The sequence below is a fragment of the Commensalibacter sp. W6292M3 genome (assembly GCF_016101315.1).
GTDB classification, from domain to species: Bacteria; Pseudomonadota; Alphaproteobacteria; order Acetobacterales; family Acetobacteraceae; genus Commensalibacter; species Commensalibacter melissae.
In genome coordinates this window covers 198,362-215,729 of sequence record NZ_JACFQT010000002.1, presented here as the reverse complement: position 1 = coordinate 215,729, position 17,368 = coordinate 198,362, and the positions used below count along the sequence as shown (strand labels likewise).

The 17,368-nt window shown below is 39.0% G+C and carries 15 protein-coding genes; 8 read left to right on the top strand and 7 right to left on the bottom strand.

What is annotated here, in order from left to right; genetic code table 11:
• The first annotated feature begins 2 nt into the window (after positions 1-2).
• The 3 genes from nagA (at position 3) to H3T57_RS06545 (ending at position 2,314) form a co-directional block, all read left to right on the top strand.
• A complete protein-coding gene (gene nagA / locus H3T57_RS06555) occupies positions 3-1,118 on the top strand; it encodes an N-acetylglucosamine-6-phosphate deacetylase (RefSeq protein WP_198193600.1) in 1,116 nt (371 codons plus the stop codon).
• A gap of 159 nt (positions 1,119-1,277) precedes the next feature.
• A complete protein-coding gene (locus tag H3T57_RS06550) occupies positions 1,278-1,547 on the top strand; it encodes a DUF333 domain-containing protein (RefSeq protein WP_196424063.1) in 270 nt (89 codons plus the stop codon).
• A gap of 74 nt (positions 1,548-1,621) precedes the next feature.
• Positions 1,622-2,314 (top strand): pirin family protein, encoded by a 693-nt coding sequence (locus H3T57_RS06545; protein WP_155566145.1) that lies wholly within the window; start codon positions 1,622-1,624, stop codon positions 2,312-2,314.
• A 49-nt stretch (positions 2,315-2,363) separates the two neighbouring features.
• Here the strand turns inward: H3T57_RS06545 and H3T57_RS06540 are convergent, their stop codons facing one another.
• Positions 2,364-4,295: a S9 family peptidase gene (locus H3T57_RS06540; protein WP_198193599.1), complete on the bottom strand. Its 1,932-nt coding sequence runs from the start codon at positions 4,293-4,295 to the stop codon at positions 2,364-2,366.
• Positions 4,296-4,463: 168 nt separating this feature from the next.
• On the opposite strand from H3T57_RS06540, the gene H3T57_RS06535 reads away from it, so the two are divergent.
• Positions 4,464-5,042: a DedA family protein gene (locus tag H3T57_RS06535; protein WP_155564739.1), complete on the top strand. Its 579-nt coding sequence runs from the start codon at positions 4,464-4,466 to the stop codon at positions 5,040-5,042.
• Here the strand turns inward: H3T57_RS06535 and H3T57_RS06530 are convergent.
• The 6 genes from H3T57_RS06530 to H3T57_RS06505 form a co-directional block, all read right to left on the bottom strand.
• Positions 5,037-5,789: a tRNA (guanosine(46)-N(7))-methyltransferase TrmB gene (locus tag H3T57_RS06530; RefSeq protein WP_198193598.1), complete on the bottom strand. Its 753-nt coding sequence runs from the start codon at positions 5,787-5,789 to the stop codon at positions 5,037-5,039. The two genes, H3T57_RS06535 and H3T57_RS06530, sit on opposite strands and share 6 nt — an antisense overlap.
• 11 nt (positions 5,790-5,800) lie before the next feature.
• Positions 5,801-6,988, bottom strand: a complete 1,188-nt coding sequence (gene metK / locus H3T57_RS06525; protein ID WP_198193597.1) for a methionine adenosyltransferase — start codon at positions 6,986-6,988, stop codon at positions 5,801-5,803.
• A gap of 97 nt (positions 6,989-7,085) precedes the next feature.
• The gene (gene dapB / locus H3T57_RS06520; protein ID WP_198193596.1) at positions 7,086-7,883 is read right to left on the bottom strand and encodes a 4-hydroxy-tetrahydrodipicolinate reductase; all 798 of its coding nucleotides are present in this window, start codon (positions 7,881-7,883) and stop codon (positions 7,086-7,088) included.
• 34 nt (positions 7,884-7,917) lie between these two features.
• Positions 7,918-9,054, bottom strand: coding sequence for a molecular chaperone DnaJ (dnaJ, locus tag H3T57_RS06515; protein WP_110439202.1), 1,137 nt, complete (start codon positions 9,052-9,054; stop codon positions 7,918-7,920).
• A 128-nt stretch (positions 9,055-9,182) separates the two neighbouring features.
• Positions 9,183-11,120 (bottom strand): molecular chaperone DnaK, encoded by a 1,938-nt coding sequence (gene dnaK / locus H3T57_RS06510; protein WP_122124196.1) that lies wholly within the window; start codon positions 11,118-11,120, stop codon positions 9,183-9,185.
• Between the two features lie 234 nt (positions 11,121-11,354).
• A complete protein-coding gene (locus tag H3T57_RS06505; protein WP_198193595.1) occupies positions 11,355-11,972 on the bottom strand; it encodes a nucleotide exchange factor GrpE in 618 nt (205 codons plus the stop codon).
• Positions 11,973-12,228: 256 nt separating this feature from the next.
• On the opposite strand from H3T57_RS06505, the gene H3T57_RS06500 reads away from it, so the two are divergent.
• The 4 genes from H3T57_RS06500 (at position 12,229) to hemN (ending at position 17,361) form a co-directional block, all read left to right on the top strand.
• A complete protein-coding gene (locus tag H3T57_RS06500) occupies positions 12,229-12,939 on the top strand; it encodes a response regulator transcription factor (protein ID WP_198193594.1) in 711 nt (236 codons plus the stop codon).
• 43 nt (positions 12,940-12,982) lie between these two features.
• Positions 12,983-14,743, top strand: a complete 1,761-nt coding sequence (locus tag H3T57_RS06495) for an ATP-binding protein (RefSeq protein WP_370552772.1) — start codon at positions 12,983-12,985, stop codon at positions 14,741-14,743.
• Positions 14,744-15,111: 368 nt separating this feature from the next.
• Positions 15,112-15,978, top strand: a complete 867-nt coding sequence (locus tag H3T57_RS06490) for an OmpW family protein (protein WP_198193592.1) — start codon at positions 15,112-15,114, stop codon at positions 15,976-15,978.
• Positions 15,979-15,996: 18 nt separating this feature from the next.
• Positions 15,997-17,361, top strand: coding sequence for an oxygen-independent coproporphyrinogen III oxidase (hemN, locus tag H3T57_RS06485; protein WP_198193591.1), 1,365 nt, complete (start codon positions 15,997-15,999; stop codon positions 17,359-17,361).
• The last annotated feature ends 7 nt before the right edge of the window (positions 17,362-17,368 follow it).

The window sequence follows — 17,368 nt, the reverse complement described above, 5'->3', positions numbered from 1 at the left end:
GGATGACCAATTTACAAGGACGTATTGTATTACGTGATCGGGTTGTTACAGGTAATATATCTTTTGGTGAGATAATTTCTGATATAGAGGCTGGAAATTTATCCAATAAAGATCCACAATACTATATTCTGCCGGGTTTTATTGATGGTCATGTTCATGGTGGAGATGGCGCGGATACAATGGATGGTGCGGAGGCAATTGAAAAGCTTTCAAGATTTCATATGCATCATGGCACGACAACCATTCTACCAACAACCATAACACGGCCATGGAAAGAAATTCTTGATTCACTTCGGGCAGTTAAAGAGGTGCGACAGAAGGGATTGGCGGATCTTCCCGATATTCGAGGTGCCCATTTGGAAGGTCCTTTTATCAGTAGTAAAAAACTGGGTGCCCAGCCTCCATTTAATATCATGCCAAAGGCAGAAGTGCTTCAGGAAATGATAGATCTGGATATTGTCAGAGTCATTACCATTGCCCCTGAAGTTGAATATATTGAACAGGCTGTTCCTTTATTAACAAAGGCTGGAATTCGTGTCAGTTTGGGACATACGGCATGCAGCTATAGCCAAGCCCAACATGCTTTGCAAATAACTCATACACATCATGGTGTTGTGGGGGGAACCCATTTATTTAATGCAATGGGTGGGATTGAAGGACGCGCTCCAGGTCTTGCCGGGGCCATATTAGATGATGATAAGGTATACGCTGAGATGATTTTTGATACCCATCATGTTCATCCTGTCAATTTTCGATTGGCACATCGTCAAAAACCCGATCATTTGCTGTTTGTGACAGATGCGATGCGTGGAGCTGGAATGCCTGAGGGTGAAAGTGAATTGGGTGGACAGAAAGTGATCATTAAAAATGGTTGTGTGATGGGAATGAATGGACATCTTGCAGGAAGTGTCCTAACGCTTGATCAAGCCTTTCGTAACGCTTTGGTTCATGGGGCAACACTACCAGAAGCGACACGTTTGGTAAGTACAAATGCAGCCCAATATCAGGGATTGACTGATCGTGGTGAGATCGCATTTGGAAAAAGGGCAGATTTTGTTGTGATGAATGCCAATATGCAGGTTGAACAGGTTTGGATTGCAGGCAAAAGAAGAGTCTAGCTACAAATTGGGTTTAAATTCTGATATGGAGCCTAACCTTGTTTGAGGTTAGGTTTTTTTATTTGATATTTGATGAGAGAATGGAGGTAAATAATTTGTTCTGAAATTATCTGAAACATAGTATTATAAAACAGTAAATACATTCAAAAGGGGTAAAACTTGAATAAATATTTTGTTAATATTGGAATATTATTATCGGTTTTTACCCTGTCCAATTGCCAGGCGGCCAATAAAAGTAATCATAAAATCTCATTTCCCGCCCAAAAAATAGGGATGCCCAATCCCGCCTCTGTTTATTGTCTAAAGTTGAAGGGAAAGCTGATCAAAAGACAAAATAATCTTGGAGAATATAATGATTGTCTTTTACCTGGTGGACAGGTTATTGAGGAATGGACATTATTTCGCAGAGACCATTCCGTTAAGAATTAGGAAACCAATGGTATTTATGAAACATTCTTGATTAATATCGATTCCATTATCTTGAATATTTGAAAGTCTATAGAATGATTTATGTACGTAAGGCAAATGCAAGAGGGCATGCCAACCATGGCTGGCTTGAAACCTATCACAGTTTTTCGTTTGCAAATTACTATGATCCGGATTTTATGGGGTTTTCAGATTTAAGGGTAATTAATGAAGATCGGGTACAGGTGGGTAAAGGGTTTGGTCAGCACCCACACAAGAATATGGAAATTCTTTCCTATGTATTGGAAGGAACCATTGAACATCAAGATAGTATGGGTTTTAGGGAACGGGTAAAAGCCGGCGAGTTTCAGATCATGAGTGCCGGTACCGGAATTCATCATTCAGAATATAATCCCTCTGATCAGGAAACGTTACATTTTTATCAGATATGGATTAAACCAAATGAAATAAATATTAAGCCACGGTATGAAACAAGATATTTTCCTGAGGTTGAGGGTAGGCAACTCATTTTATCATCAGACGCACGTGAAAATTCCCTAAAGATTTACCAAGACATGAATCTTTGGCGTTGGCGATTTAAGGCACAAGAAGATCATGAATATACAATTTTAAAAAGATACGGAAATGTATGGATTCAAGTTGTTACTGGTGAATTGAGAGTAAATGGACAATTGATTCAAACAAGTGATGGCGTTGCTGTGTTTGATGAGGAAAATATTCAGATCACAACAGTTAAAGCTGCTGAAATATTGCTTTTTGAATTATTGTAAATGTTTGTAACCCATTAAAACAAATCCAAAAAAGGATTTGCTTTTTTATCTAAGTGTGTAATGTTACCTTTTCAGAAACACTATCCGGTTTAAACCCAAGAATTTTACCAAAAAAAGCCAGCTCCAGCTCAAGAACTTTTTTTACGGTTGCCTCTTGTTTAAATCCATGTCCTTCTTCTTTAAATGTATAATATGCATGGGGAATATGGTTGTTTTTTAAAACTTTAATAATATTTTCTGCCTGTGATGGAGGGACCACCATATCTTTAAGGCCTTGAAAAAGAATAAGGGGACATGCGATTTGATGAATATGGGTCAAAGGGGAGCGTTCATGATAAAGCTCTTTTTCTTCTGGATAAGATCCGATAAGACCATTTAAATAGTTGGATTCAAATTTATGTGTTTCCTCGGCCAGGGCTGTTAAATCCCCCACACCATATAAACATGATCCTGCAGCAAAAATCTTGGACTTGACTAGGGCTGATAATACGGTAAAGCCTCCTGCGCTACTGCCTTTTATGACGATTTTTTTTGGGTCAACCTTTTGTTGCTTGATCAGATAGTTACAGGCATCAATACAATCCTGGACATCCAGGATTCCCCATTTTTTTTGTAATGCATTCCGGTAGGTTTTTCCAAAACCTGTAGATCCTCGATAATTAACATCAACAACCGCGAAACCTCGACTGGTCCAGAATTGTATCTTTGGATTGTAACTGTTAACAGTTTGACCTGTTGGTCCACCATGAGCAATGACCATCAAGGGAGGTAATTCATTTTTATTTGGTTGAAAATGCCGATTGGTTGGTGGATAGAAAAAACCATAAGCATGTTGATGGTCCTGTGTTGGGAAACATATAGTATGTCCAATGGAAATGTCTTCCTTGTGTATATGAACTAGACTTGATATTTGAATAACCTGTCTATTGTGATGATTATCCTGGTAAATGATTTCCGTTGGTCGGGAAGTTGAGCAGTTTATCCAGGCAAATTCATTATTTTTTATGGGAACAGGACAATATTCAGGTTGATCTAGGGATATTTTTTTGATTTTATTATGACTTATGACAAATGTTTCAGGAAATCCCTGATGAATAGCCTGGACAACAAAATTATTATTTGAAACCGGATACCAGTTTTTTTGGCCAAAAATCCAATGTGGTTTACCAATTTCGGCATTCATCTGGGTAATGGCTCTTAAGTTATCAGCTTTGTCAGTGTGTAAATTTACATGGTAAAGATTCCACCAATTTTCACGGTCACTGCAAACATAGAGCTGATTATTTTCTGTCCAGGCTGGTTCAATCAGAGATTCAATTTGTTTATTACCGGCCAAGATCCTTTTATTTTTAATCGCTTTATCCTTAATATCAAAATCGGCACAGCATAAATACGTTGATTCCCATGGCATGAAAGGATGATACCATTCAATCCAGGCGAGCTTCGCTTGATCCTTTGATAATGTTGGTGTGCTATAAAAATCAGCCTTTTCATCCAGTGTTATCATTATATTTGGATTATCCAATGAAAATAGAACAAGACTGTTTTTAACATTATTTGTTGAATGATCTTCACAAACACAGAAAACATGTTTATCAATCAAGTTAAAGCTGGCAAAACGCAAGGCTTTGTCCTGATACAGACAAGTAGCCTGCCGATCTTGTGAAACAGTCCAAATCCCACCTGTATAAAGATCGCTAAAAACAATACTGTTTTTATGAACGCTATAGGATCCTCCACCATATTCATGTACCTTATTTCCAACAGAAAATGATGGTGTGGTTATATCCTTTATACCCTTGTTTTTATTCCATTGGACAAGAACGGTTCTGTTTTGTTCCTGTGGACGTCTTTCAAGCCAATATATGTTTTCCTCATCTATTTGTAATTCGGAAAAAATAACGTTCTTCCCTGCAACAGTTTCCGTTGTGAAAGGGGAGGGCCAACTTCCACAAGGGCCATTTTTTTTGAACATATTCATAACAAACTCGATAAAAATTAAATCTTTCTTAATTGGTTAGAATCGGTCATAAAGATAGTAAGATTTTTAGAAATGAAACAATATGGATTTTAAACACTGTTAGATTATATTTTACAATTTGTTCATCATTATGAATCCCATGCCTATTATATTGTTGGTCTTATCATTATGTTGGAAAGTATGGGATTAATCCTACCAGCTGAAAGCTTGCTGATTACCATATCCATTTACTGTGCCTCTCATTACAGTAGCCTCAATATTAATTATATTGCCTTATCCGCGATTGTCGGTGCGATTATGGGGGATAATTTTGGATATCTTATTGGTCGTATTGTTGGATATCCAGTATTGAAAAAATATGGTCCTAAATTCAAATTGACCCCAGATCGTCTATTATTAGGACAATATTTGTTTAGGCATCATGGGGGTAAAGCTGTTTTTTTTGGACGTTTTGTTGCCATTTTAAGGTTTTTTACGGCTTTATTGGCGGGTGCAACACATATGCATTGGAAGGATTTTTTAATCTATAACGCTTTGGGGGGTATGTGTTGGGCAGGTGCCTTTACATATACCGCATATTTCCTGGGTCAGGAATTTCTTAGACTAAAAGGGACTATAGGCCTTGTTATAGGGATTATCTTTGTTGTAGTTGCTGTTCTGGTGTTTATATTTTTACGTAATAACGAGCATAGGCTTGTCAAACGTGCAGAACAGGAACTAAAAGTTGATAATAATAAAAAATCATGATTTTTCAAATATCCAGAAAATTGGTGATCTTCCAGCCTTGTAGGCTTTTTGTTCGTAACGGGTTGATGGCCAGTTTTCAGGACGTTTGTTCGTTTGCATGATTTTCTTGAAATAGGGTTGATTCTCCATGGTTTCTTCAACCCATGCCTGATAGGTTGGATCATCACTTGCAATATGCCACTGTCCTTTTGGGGTTAGAATACGATGAAGCAAAGGCAGACGTTCTGGATGGACAAACCGTCTTTTTGCATGTCTCGTTTTTGGCCAAGGGTCAGGAAAAAGCAGAAAAATCTTTTCAATTGAATTTTCCGGTAATGCACGGATCAAGATACGTGCATCTTCATTCCATATCCGAAGCATATTTGGAACAGTTGCTTCTGTTTCCTTAACATCTTCCCGAACAAGATTGGATAATAGGGAACAAATTCCGTTTTCGAATACCTCACATGCAATATAACCAATATCAGAATGTATTTGGTGCTGGGCAAGGCTGTGCTCACCTCCCCCAAATCCAATTTCCAGCCATAGTGCCCTGGGCTGACTTTCAAAAGCCTCAAAGGGGTGTTTGATATTTCTGGTTGGGAATTTGATTCGGGGAAGATAGTCTGAAAGAAGCCGTTTTTGTCTGTCGCGTAAAGGATGAGCACGACGACGCCCGTACAAACGGTCTTTGGGTAGGGATGAATCTGTTTTGGAAAAAGGCTCTTGAGCACTTTCTCCACAAGAACCTTTTTGAATTATGGTCATATACTTAAGTTTTAACGATTAAAAGCATTTCGCAAAGCATCAACAAGATCAGTTTTTTCCCATGTAAAATCATCTTTTACCGGGTCTGGATGGCGTCCAAAATGACCGTAGGCTGAAGTTTGTTTGTATATGGGACGATTTAATCGTAAATGTTTACGGATGCCTCTTGGAGAAAGATCCATTAATTCACGTAAAACTTTTTCAAGTTTTGCTTCATCAATGTCTTTGCCTGTTCCATGTAAATCAACATAAACAGAGAGAGGATGGGAAACTCCAATCGCATATGAAATTTGCAGGGTACAAAGATCAGCAAGACCGGAAGCTACAATATTTTTGGCAAGATAACGACAGGCATATGCTGCTGAGCGATCAACTTTGGTTGGATCCTTACCCGAGAAAGCTCCCCCACCATGAGGGGCAGCTCCACCATAAGTATCGACGATGATTTTACGACCTGTCAGGCCACAATCGCCATCAGGACCTCCAATAACAAAAATTCCTGTAGGATTGACATAAAATTCTTTGTCTGGACACATCCAGCCTTCTGGCAATGTATTCGTAATCAGTTCTTTTAAAACGTCACGAATATTTCCCTGTGGCATGAATTCCTCATGTTGGGTTGATAAAACAACAGATGTTGCTCCAACAGGTTTACCGTGAACATAACGCAAGGTTACCTGACTTTTTGCGTCCGGAAGAAATCCTTTACCCTTAGGGTCACTTGATTTACGTAGGTCATTGAGATTTTTTAGGATCTTATGAGCATAATAAATTGGGGCAGGCATTAAGGTTTCGGTTTCAGACGTTGCAAAACCGAACATGATTCCCTGATCGCCAGCACCTTCATCTTTACTTTCATTACTGTCAACCCCGACTGCGATATGGGGAGACTGTGCATGTAACAGGTTTAATATATTTGCGGTTTTCCAAGAAAAACCGTCCTGGTCGTATCCAATTTCACGTATGGTTTCACGGGCTTTTTCATTGAGCATTTCTTTGGTAATGCTTTTCGGGCCACGCAGTTCTCCAGCCAAAATTACCTGATTGGTTGTAACAAGAGTCTCACAAGCTACGCGCGCTTCTGGATCTGCGGCAAGGTAGGTATCCAAAATGGTGTCGCTGATACGATCGGCAACTTTATCTGGATGACCCTCTGATACCGATTCTGAAGCGAACAGAAAATCGCTATTGTTTCGCATAATTTTTCTGCTATCTCACTAATAAATAAAAAAACACAAGTATTGTAAACAGACCCTTTTGTGGTCTATCCGTCAAGTATTAATTTAAAAAAAATTATCATTTGACCGGATCCAGTCCCAAAACATGGTTCATGTCATATAAACCTGCGGGTTTATTGATACACCAAAAAGCTGATCGAACGGCACCTTTTGCAAAAATGCGACGATCAAAAGCTTTATGTGTAAGAACAATTTCCTCAACATCGGAGAGAAATATGACACTATGTTCACCAACAATTTGTCCGCCCCTTAAGGAAGCAAATCCGATGGCATCTTTTTTCCGGGCCCCTGTAAACCCTTTTCTGCCAATTTCTGCAACAGATCCTAAATCCACCTTTCTTGCTTTTGCAATGGACTCCCCGATTGCCAAAGCTGTTCCAGATGGAGCGTCAACTTTTTGACGATGGTGTGTTTCCACAATTTCAGCATCATACTGATCGGCAGGCAAAGCTTTCGCCAGTTCAAAAGCCAGTCGGGTTATCAAGGTTACACCAGGTGAAAAATTAGCCGCCTGAACAACGGGAATGGTTTTTGCGGTTTCTTTGATAAGTTTTTGGACGGATTCAGATATGCCTGTTGTTCCTAAAATCCATGCTGTTTTACTATTGTTTAATGCTTTTGCATGTGTTTCCGTTGCTGTAGCATTTGTAAAATCGATAATTACATCACTTTTTTCGACCAGACTTGCAATGTCAGAGAAGATTTGAACAGAATCTGGTATATCATGAATGTCTTTTGAAAGTGATGTACCTCCAGATAAAACAGCATTATCTCTAGAGGTAATTTCTTCCATCAAAAGACGTCCAACACGTCCGGTAATGCCAGCAATACCAATACGTAAAACAGATGTATTCATTCTAAACACTTTCATTTATCAAAGAATAGATTAATCAGGATTTTCCTTCAAAGAAATCTTTGACTTTCTTAAAAAAACTTGTTGTTTCCGGATTTCCCTCATTTTCTTTATTTTGCGCTTCTGCCTCGAATTCTTCAAGCAGCTCTTTCTGGCGTTTTGTCAAATGTTGAGGAATCTCGACTTTGACTTCAATATACATATCACCACGTGATGAAGAGCGTAGAACAGAAAACCCCTTACCCCGTAAACGGAATTGTTTACCTGTTTGGGTACCGGCAGGAATTTTCACTTTTGATCTGCCACCATCTATGATAGGTACTTCAAGCTCTGTTCCCAAAGCAGCCTGCGTGATTCGAATGGGGATACGACAGAATATATTTGCCCCTTCTCTGTGAAATAGATCATGGGGTAAAACAGAAACATATACGTATAAATCCCCAGGTGGATTTCCATTGCTGCCGGCCTCCCCTTCCCCCGAAATCCTTATACGGGTTCCATCTTCAATTCCGGCAGGTATATCGATTTCCAACTCTTTATCTTGATTTTCAAGCCCGGTACCATGACATTTTTTACATGGGTTACTGATGACCTGGCCTGTTCCATGACAGGTATTACAAGGGCGTTCTACCAGAAAAAATCCCTGTTGAGCACGGATTTTTCCAGAACCATGACAGGTCGGACAGGTTTTATTTCCATTGGTTTTGTCTGTTGATCCTGATCCATCACAGCTTTGGCAAGGTTTTTTTGTTTTATATTTTACCTTTTTCTTAATGCCTGTAAAAGCTTCAGTTAACTGGATTTCGGTTTGAATTTGGATATCAGCACCAGAACGTTTGCGACTGTTACCGCCACGGTTCATACCCATCATATCGCCGAACATGTCAAAGATATCGCTGAAGCCACCAGCTCCAAAACCACCGCCGAAACCATTACCGGCCCCGCCATTTTGGAAAGCATCGTGACCAAAACGGTCATAAGCGGCTTTTTTCTGTTCATCTTTTAGAACATCATAGGCCTCATTGATTTCTTTAAATTTGGCTTCCGCCTCCTGATCGCCAGGATTGCGATCAGGATGGTATTGCATTGCTTTCTTGCGATAGGCTTTTTTAATTTCTTCGCTACTTGACGTACGACTAATCTCTAGAATTTCATAATAATCTCGTTTAGACATTGATGTCCTCAAATTATCTTCAAATAGATATCGTAACAAAAAGCAGCCCGCCTTGTTGAAAGGACGGGCTTGACTTCTTACGACATATCAAATTGGTTAATATATCTTATTTAATAGGCATTGACCCATTAGCTAGATTTTTTGTCATTATGATTGACATCTTCAAAATCAGCATCAACAATGTCTTCTTCTGGCTTTGCAGAGGAACCCGCTTGATCTGCAGTTTCTGCTCCAGCAGCCCCTGCGGCTGCATTTGCATCATTGGTTGCTTTGTAAATGGTTTCACCGATTTTCATTAAAAGCTGGGAAAGTTTTTCAGTTGATGATTTTAGGGCCTCCAAATCATCACCTTCTTTTTTGCTTTTAACATCGGCTACGGCAGCTTCAATATCTGATTTTGTTGAAGCATCAATCTTGTCACCATGCTCTTGCAGGTTTTTCTCTACCTGGGCGACCATCATATCTGCCTGATTTCTGCTTTCAACCATTTCTTTCTTCTGCTTGTCTGCCTCAGCATTTGCTTCAGCATCTTTAACCATTTTTTCGATATCGGCATCAGACAGACCACCAGAAGCCTGAATACGAATTTGCTGCTCTTTACCGGTTGCTTTATCCTTGGCGGATACAGAAACGATACCGTTTGCATCAATATCGAATGTTACTTCAATTTGTGGGACTCCACGTGGTGCAGGTGCGATTCCTGTCAGATCAAAGTTGCCAAGCAACTTGTTGTCTGCCGCCATTTCACGTTCACCTTGGTAAACCTTGATGGTAACAGCACTTTGGTTGTCTTCTGCTGTAGAAAAGGTTTGGCTTTTCTTTGTAGGAATGGTTGTGTTTCTATCGATTAAACGTGTGAAAACACCTCCGAGTGTTTCAATTCCAAGGGATAAAGGAGTAACGTCAAGCAACAGTACGTCTTTAACATCCCCCTTAAGAACAGCACCTTGAATGGCAGCACCAATCGCAACGACTTCATCAGGGTTAACGTTACGGGCGGGTTCCTTGCCAAAGAAGCTTTTGACGACCTCGATGACTTTTGGCATACGGGTCATTCCACCTACCAAAATAACTTCATCAATATTATTTGCTGATAATCCGGCATCCTTGATCGCTGCCTTACAAGGTTCTAGGGTTTTGGTGATTAGATCATCAACCAAGCTTTCCAGTTTTGCACGGCTTAGTTTAATGACCAAGTGTTTTGGACCGGAAGCATCAGCGGTTATAAATGGAAGGTTAATTTCCGTTTCTTTTGAAGAGGAAAGTTCGATTTTTGCTTTTTCAGCCGCCTCTTTCAAACGTTGTAAGGCGAGTTTATCACTGCGAAGGTCAATTCCTTGTTCTTTTTTGAATTCATCAGCCAAGAAATCAATGATTCGAGCATCAAAATCCTCACCGCCAAGAAAAGTATCACCGTTGGTTGATTTAACTTCAATTACACCATCAGATATTTCTAGAACAGAAATATCAAAAGTACCACCACCCAGGTCATATACAGCAATGGTGCCGCTATTTTTCTTTTCCAAACCGTAGGCCAGCGCGGCGGCTGTTGGTTCGTTGATAATACGAAGAACATCAAGTCCAGCAATTTTACCAGCATCCTTGGTTGCCTGACGTTGCGCGTCATTAAAATAAGCTGGAACAGTAATGACAGCCTGTGTTACTTTTTCGCCCAGATATGCTTCTGCTGTTTCTTTCATTTTACCTAAAATGAATGCAGAGATTTGTGAAGGGGCGTATTTTTTATCTCTGGCTTCAACCCATGCATCGCCATTTTCACCTTTGACAATAGAATAGGGAACCAACCCCTTGTCACGGCTTACAGTCGGATCGTCAAACCGACGACCAATTAACCGTTTTACGGCGTAAAATGTATTTGTTGGATTGGTGACAGCCTGTCTTTTTGCTGACTGACCAACAAGCATTTCATTGTTTTCAGTGAAAGCAACCATCGAAGGGGTAGTACGGGCCCCCTCACTATTTTCTATTACTTTGGTTTCATTACCTTCACGGATAGCAACACAGGAGTTTGTTGTACCAAGGTCAATACCAATAACTTTACTCATTAATTCATCTCCTAATAGCAACTTTCACAAGACCCGAAGCGCCTTCTAAAAGTCCTTTTCTAAAAATCATGGTCATTAAACATTAACCCCCAATAATGGCGAGGTTACAGTTATGACTTGTTACCATTATATAAGTTTCTTTAGTGAAATCTTCAAGAAACCTTTTGAACAGCTCCATTATACACATTTAATTAATGGAAGTCAGCTAATTAATTTAGTTATTTAATATCTGCATTATGTGTTTTCAGGAGATTTGGCCACGACAACCATGGCTGGTTTTAACAGACGGTCATTTAGGGTCCATGTTGGTGTCCAGCTTTGAATAATGGTTCCCTGAGGGTGTTCATCAGATGGTTGTTCTGCCATTGCTTGATGTTTATTTGCATCAAATGGACTGCCTGTCGGATCTTCGCATTTGATACCATTTTTTTCCAGAATTTTTAAAAATGAACGTTCAGTACTTTCAAAACCTTCACGCATTTTTGTAATCATTGGATCTTCATTCTCAGCTGGTTTTGGCAAGCTATCAATGCCGCGACGCAGGTTTTCGGCTGCCTCTACGATGTCACGAGCAAATTTCTGTACAGTATAGAGGCGTGTATCTTCAAGCTCTTTTTTATGGCGATTGCGCAGATTCTGATTTTCGGCTTCTGAACGCATCCACTGATCTTTCATGGCTTGCAGTTCATTTTTCAACTTGTCAACTTCACTATTCTGGCTGGAAGAGGAATCTGAAGATTCCGTGCCGTTTTCCTCTTGTGGGAAAATAGTTTCATGACCCCGTGAATCTTGTTCCTGATCAGGAACAGAGCTATTTTCTGGATTGGCGTGTAAATTTTCTTCTTTTGTCATAATAACCAAATTTGTTTTATTCTGTTAAAAAGATTGTAAAAGATATTGGATAAGATCGGTATCCTTACAAAATTTAAGACAGATCTATTTTAATAAACTTTTTGAAAGTTACAAGAAATACGAATGAAATAGAGCAAATAAGATATAGAAATTAACCTTTGGAATTGATTTTATAATTTATTTTCTATTTAACTTTATTCTAGCATATTTATATAAGATTTTGATTTATTTTTAATGGATTGATGGAGTGTAACAGGTGGAAGCAGGGAAACATGTCATAGCATTGGTTGATGATGATCGTAATATTTTAACCTCTGTTTTTATGATGCTGGAAGCTGACGGTTTTATTGTTCAGACCTATACGGATGGTGAAAGTGCGCTGCAAGGTCTTTTATCACGTCCTGTTGATCTGGTGGTTTTGGATATTAAGATGCCTCGGATGGATGGAATAGAATTGTTGCAGAGACTGCGTAACCGTTCCCAAATGCCCGTGATAATATTATCTTCCAAGGATGAGGAAATTGACCAGTTAATGGGGTTGCGCCTTGGGGCAGATGATTATATCACTAAACCTTTTTCCCAGCGTCTTCTTCTGGAGCGTATCCGTGCTTTGTTAAGGCGTCATGAAGTCAATAAGGCTGAAAATGATGGTGGGATCAATAACGGTTTGGTTGTTCGTGGTGCTTTAACCTTGGATGATATGCGCCATCAATGTCGTTGGCATGACCAGGATATTCAATTGACAGTAACTGAATTTTTATTGACCAAAGCATTGGCAACACGGCCCGGCCTGGTAAAATCAAGGGATCAGTTGATTGATGCTGCCTATGGTGAAAATATTTATGTTGATGATAGAACAATAGATAGTCATATTAAACGTATCCGCAAGAAATTTCGTCAGATTGATCCTGAATTTAATAAAATAGAAACGTTGTATGGCATTGGATATCGTTACAAAGAAGATTAGAAAAGTCTATAAACTCTTTGGTTTTTTTTATCGTCACCATCCTTTGGAGAATAGAAGATTCAGGAAGCTTTTTTTCTCTCCTCTGATGAAGAGGATATTATTGGTTAATACGCTTCCTCTTGTGGTTTTGGTTGTTACACTTCTTTATTTGAATCAATTTCAGAATAGCCTGTTGGAAACAGAAATCAATGTTTTACGGGAGCAGGCAAAAATTTATGCTGGAGCACTCAGCCAAAGCGCAATCAAGAAGATTAAGGATGATGTTTTTTTTCGATCCTTGGATTTTTATGCTTTGGTACCAGAACAGCGGAATAATCAATCTTTATCTGTTGAATTGGCCAGACCTCTTTTGTTAAGCCTAACAAACCCCAGTCCACGTGTACGTGCACGTGTTTATGCCGTTAATGGGAAACTGGTTATTGACAGTCAAAATGAAAGAAAAAAAACATATAGATCTCATAAAGATAATCGACTTGATAATTCGGTTTTTTCAAATACAGAACAGGATACACAGAAAAAAATAGCCGTATTTGGTGAGAGTAATAAAAATAAATATTTAAATTATGACGGATTTTTAGAACAGATTTATGATCATCTTTTAAGTTGGCTTCCCTATACGAATGCAAGAAGAATTGAGTTTCTTGAAATGGGTGCCGATCCAGATAGTGTACCTTATGATAATCAGACATTTAAGCTGCATGAATTATCAAATAATTATGAAGCTCCCCCTTATATTCGTAGGACGGTTGATTATCGTTTGTTGATTACCGTATCTGAACCTATCATCCATCAGAACCAGCTTGTAGGTATTATTGAACTGACAAGAGAGGCACAGGATATCGATCAGGCGCTATTTTCTGTGCGTGCATCAATTTTGATTCTATTTTTAGTTGCCTTGGCAATAACGGTCCTATTATCTTGGTATTTGTCTTTGACTATTGCAAAACCTTTACTGAGTTTGGCTAATTCCGCTTACAGGATTCATAAATCTACGGGACGAAACAGAATGGTTCCTGATTCCCTTTTGATCCGAAAAGATGTTATCGGTGATCTGGCAAGGGCAATTCAGGATAGTGCAAGAGAGTTATGGGCCAAGATGGATGCAATTGAGCGTTTTGCGGCTGATGTCAGTCATGAGCTGAAAAATCCTTTGTCTTCCATTCGTTCTGCAATTGAATTGTTGCCAAGAATAAAAGACGATAAACATCGTCAACAGTTATTATTTATCATTACCGATGATGTTAAACGTTTGGATCGTTTAATAACGGATATTGCCAATTCAAGTCGTATTGAATCTGAAATGTCAAGGGTGGCTCCAAAAGCTGTTGCTGTAGCGCCTATTTTTCGTTTGCTTGCTGATATCAATGCAGCCACACAGAAAGAAGATGATCCTTATATTGTCGTGGATCTGAAAAATGACGATACTAAATATCCGCTTTCTGTTTTGGCAATTGAAGATAGACTGGTACAGGTTTTAAGGAATTTGATTGGAAACGCATCTTCTTTTTCTCCATCAAAGGGAAGAATTATTTTGTCGGCTGTTGCAGTCAAAGATAACGTGGAGATTATGGTCAGTGATGAGGGACCGGGGATTCCTGAAAACAAATTAAACAATATCTTTGAACGGTTCTATACAGAGCGACCTCAAGGAGAAAATTTTGGGCAACATTCAGGTCTTGGATTATCAATTTGTCGGCAAATTGTGGTTGCCTTGAAAGGGTCAATTCGTGCCTATAACCGGTATGATGATGCAGGAAAAGTTATTGGCGCCTCTTTTGTGGTTTCTTTACCAAGGGCAAAATAACTGATTGGATTTTGTTTTAAATTTAAAAATTTAATCAAACAAAAACCGATTCGCTCAAAGAATTTTCGAATATTTAATTACAATTAAAGATATATTACAAATATATATTTGTAATATAATATGTAAAAAAAATACTTATTTAAAATAATGATTATCCTAATTTGTTAAGCTTTATCAGGAACTAATTAATTTTTTTTGCGAAAGATTACATATTTATTTGTTGTTATTTGGTCACATTATGTATTGTTTAAGTATATATTGTTAGAAACTGGTTGCCTGATCAATGGTTATGATCCTAATAAAAAAGAATATTTAACTATTTAATTTGATCATTTCATCTTTACTTTGATCAGTAAGGTTTCACCACAATGAAAAAATCATTAAGTCGTATTCTTACCTGTGCATTTTTGTTTACGCCAGTCGCAGGCTATGCACAACAACACTATGCTTCTCCTAATCTGACTCCTGCTGCCAATCCAGCATTGGCTCCAGCTTCAAGCACAACTGCCCCAGCAACGGCAATTCCTATGAGAAGAGAAGAAATCTGGGCTTCTGGCTGGAGTGGAAAAATCCAGTATCGTGAAGTTCCAATGTATGCTCCACCTAAAAAACCAAAACCTCATTGTGGTTTATTTAAAACATGTTCTGGTGTAACCAGAATTGGTTTGGGTAAAGGTGATTTTATCATCAGATTAAGTGCATTGGGTGTTATCACGAATAATACAAGTTCTAAAACATCCGTTGGAGGGCATGTCAATGCAACAAACCAGGTTATGCCTGAATTAAGTTTTGATTATTTTGTCACGGATAATTTGTCATTTGAATTAATTGCGGCAAGTACACGTCATGAAATCAAGGCACAGGGTGTTCCGGGTCTTGGTAAGGTGGATGTGGGCAGTGGATGGATTTTACCTCCTACCTTGACAGCACAATGGCATTTTCGTCCTCATAAGGCCTTTAATCCTTATGTAGGTGTTGGCTTGACAGTCGCTTTCTGGCATAATATCTCTCCTGCAGGGGGTATTGTCAAAAAAGTGGGGTTGGAAACAGCAGTTGGTCCATCTTTCAATTTCGGGTTTGATTATCAGATTGTTGGGAACTGGTTCTATAATGCTGATGTAAAACAGATTCTTTTACAACAACGTGCCCACATTAATGACAGTCCCAACAGAATTGATGCTCGTACTTCTTTGAATCCAACCGTTGTAAGTATGGGTATTGGATATCGCTTTTAATTCATTGCGGAGATTGGCATGAAACCCGAAGTTTCCTTTGACCGTCTTGCGCGGTATGAAGGGAACGTGCCGCGTTATACAAGTTATCCAACAGCTGTACAGTTTGAAGAGCGTGTCGGGTTTAATGAGTATAAACATTGGTTGCAGGCTTTTCCTGAAGAAGAGCCTGTTTCTTTGTATATCCATGTTCCTTTTTGTGATGAGTTGTGCAAATTTTGTGCCTGTAACACACAAGTCGTTCATCAAGTTAATGTGCGGGTTGCTTATGGTAATCTTCTATGTGATGAATTGAAACGACTGGCAACCCTTTTAAAATCGCGTCGTAAAGTAAGTTTTGTTCATTTTGGTGGGGGTACTCCTACAACATTACCGATTGAAGCGATGAAAAAGGTGATGTCAACAATACGATCCTTATTTTATGTTCAGCAAGATGCCGATATTTCGATAGAATTAGATCCAAGACATATCTCCGAGGATTATCTTGCATTATTACCCACTGTTGGATTTACACGGGTTAGCCTTGGAGTTCAGGATATTGCTCCTGAAGTGCAAAAGGCTTGCGGTCGAATCCAGAGTTTTGAAATGATTTCTGATTGTATTGATCGTGTCAGGCAGAAAAATATAAAATCGGTTAATTGTGATTTGATTTATGGTCTGCCCAATCAAACAGCTGCCAGTGTTCGAGAAACGATAGAAGCTATTGTGACGTTAAGGCCTGATCGTTTGGCTGTTTTTGGTTATGCACATGTCCCATGGAAATTTAAACGCCAAACTTTGTTGGAGGGGGAAATCTTACCCAATCCGGCTGAACGTTTTGAGCAGAGACAGATTATTGATGAAGTTTTAAAAAAAGCGGGTTATCGGGCTATAGGATTTGATCATTATGCTTTGCCTCATGATTCCATGAGTAAGGCAATGGAAAAAGGTGTACTGCATCGCAACTTCCAGGGATATACCGTAGACCAAGCCAAAGCACTGTTAGGGGTTGGTGCTTCATCAATTTCAATTTTACCGCAAGGTATTTTTCAAAATCAGCCATCTTCCTATGGCTATCAAAAGGCAATGCAGCAGTTCGATATCTTGCCCGTTGTAAGGGGGGTACAGCGAAGTACAGCAGATTTGTTCCGTTGGGAAATAATTGAGCGGTTAATGTGTGACTTACATGTTGATTTAAAGAAAATGATTAGTCAATATAAACAAGATCCGTCTTTATTAGGTGAGTTTCTTAAAAAGCTACGCAGTTTTGAAGAGGATGGTCTGGTTATTATTCGTAATAATGAAATTACAGTGACAGAAGAAGGTCGTCCCTTTTTACGAAATATTGCCGTGGTTTTTGATGCTTATTACCGTGCAGCTCCCCATCGCCATGCGCAGGCGATTTAGGTGAAAG

Bases quoted from the DNA above. Each gene is read 5' to 3' on its own strand.
- nagA (WP_198193600.1), top strand. From the start codon at position 3: ATGACCAATTTACAAGGACGTATTGTATTACGTGATCGGGTTGTTACA.
- H3T57_RS06545 (WP_155566145.1), top strand. From the start codon at position 1,622: ATGATTTATGTACGTAAGGCAAATGCAAGAGGGCATGCCAACCATGGC.
- H3T57_RS06540 (WP_198193599.1), bottom strand. From the start codon at position 4,295: ATGAATATGTTCAAAAAAAATGGCCCTTGTGGAAGTTGGCCCTCCCCT.
- H3T57_RS06535 (WP_155564739.1), top strand. From the start codon at position 4,464: ATGTTGGAAAGTATGGGATTAATCCTACCAGCTGAAAGCTTGCTGATT.
- H3T57_RS06530 (WP_198193598.1), bottom strand. From the start codon at position 5,789: ATGACCATAATTCAAAAAGGTTCTTGTGGAGAAAGTGCTCAAGAGCCT.
- metK (WP_198193597.1), bottom strand. From the start codon at position 6,988: ATGCGAAACAATAGCGATTTTCTGTTCGCTTCAGAATCGGTATCAGAG.
- dapB (WP_198193596.1), bottom strand. From the start codon at position 7,883: ATGAATACATCTGTTTTACGTATTGGTATTGCTGGCATTACCGGACGT.
- dnaJ (WP_110439202.1), bottom strand. From the start codon at position 9,054: ATGTCTAAACGAGATTATTATGAAATTCTAGAGATTAGTCGTACGTCA.
- dnaK (WP_122124196.1), bottom strand. From the start codon at position 11,120: ATGAGTAAAGTTATTGGTATTGACCTTGGTACAACAAACTCCTGTGTT.
- H3T57_RS06505 (WP_198193595.1), bottom strand. From the start codon at position 11,972: ATGACAAAAGAAGAAAATTTACACGCCAATCCAGAAAATAGCTCTGTT.
- H3T57_RS06490 (WP_198193592.1), top strand. From the start codon at position 15,112: ATGAAAAAATCATTAAGTCGTATTCTTACCTGTGCATTTTTGTTTACG.
- hemN (WP_198193591.1), top strand. From the start codon at position 15,997: ATGAAACCCGAAGTTTCCTTTGACCGTCTTGCGCGGTATGAAGGGAAC.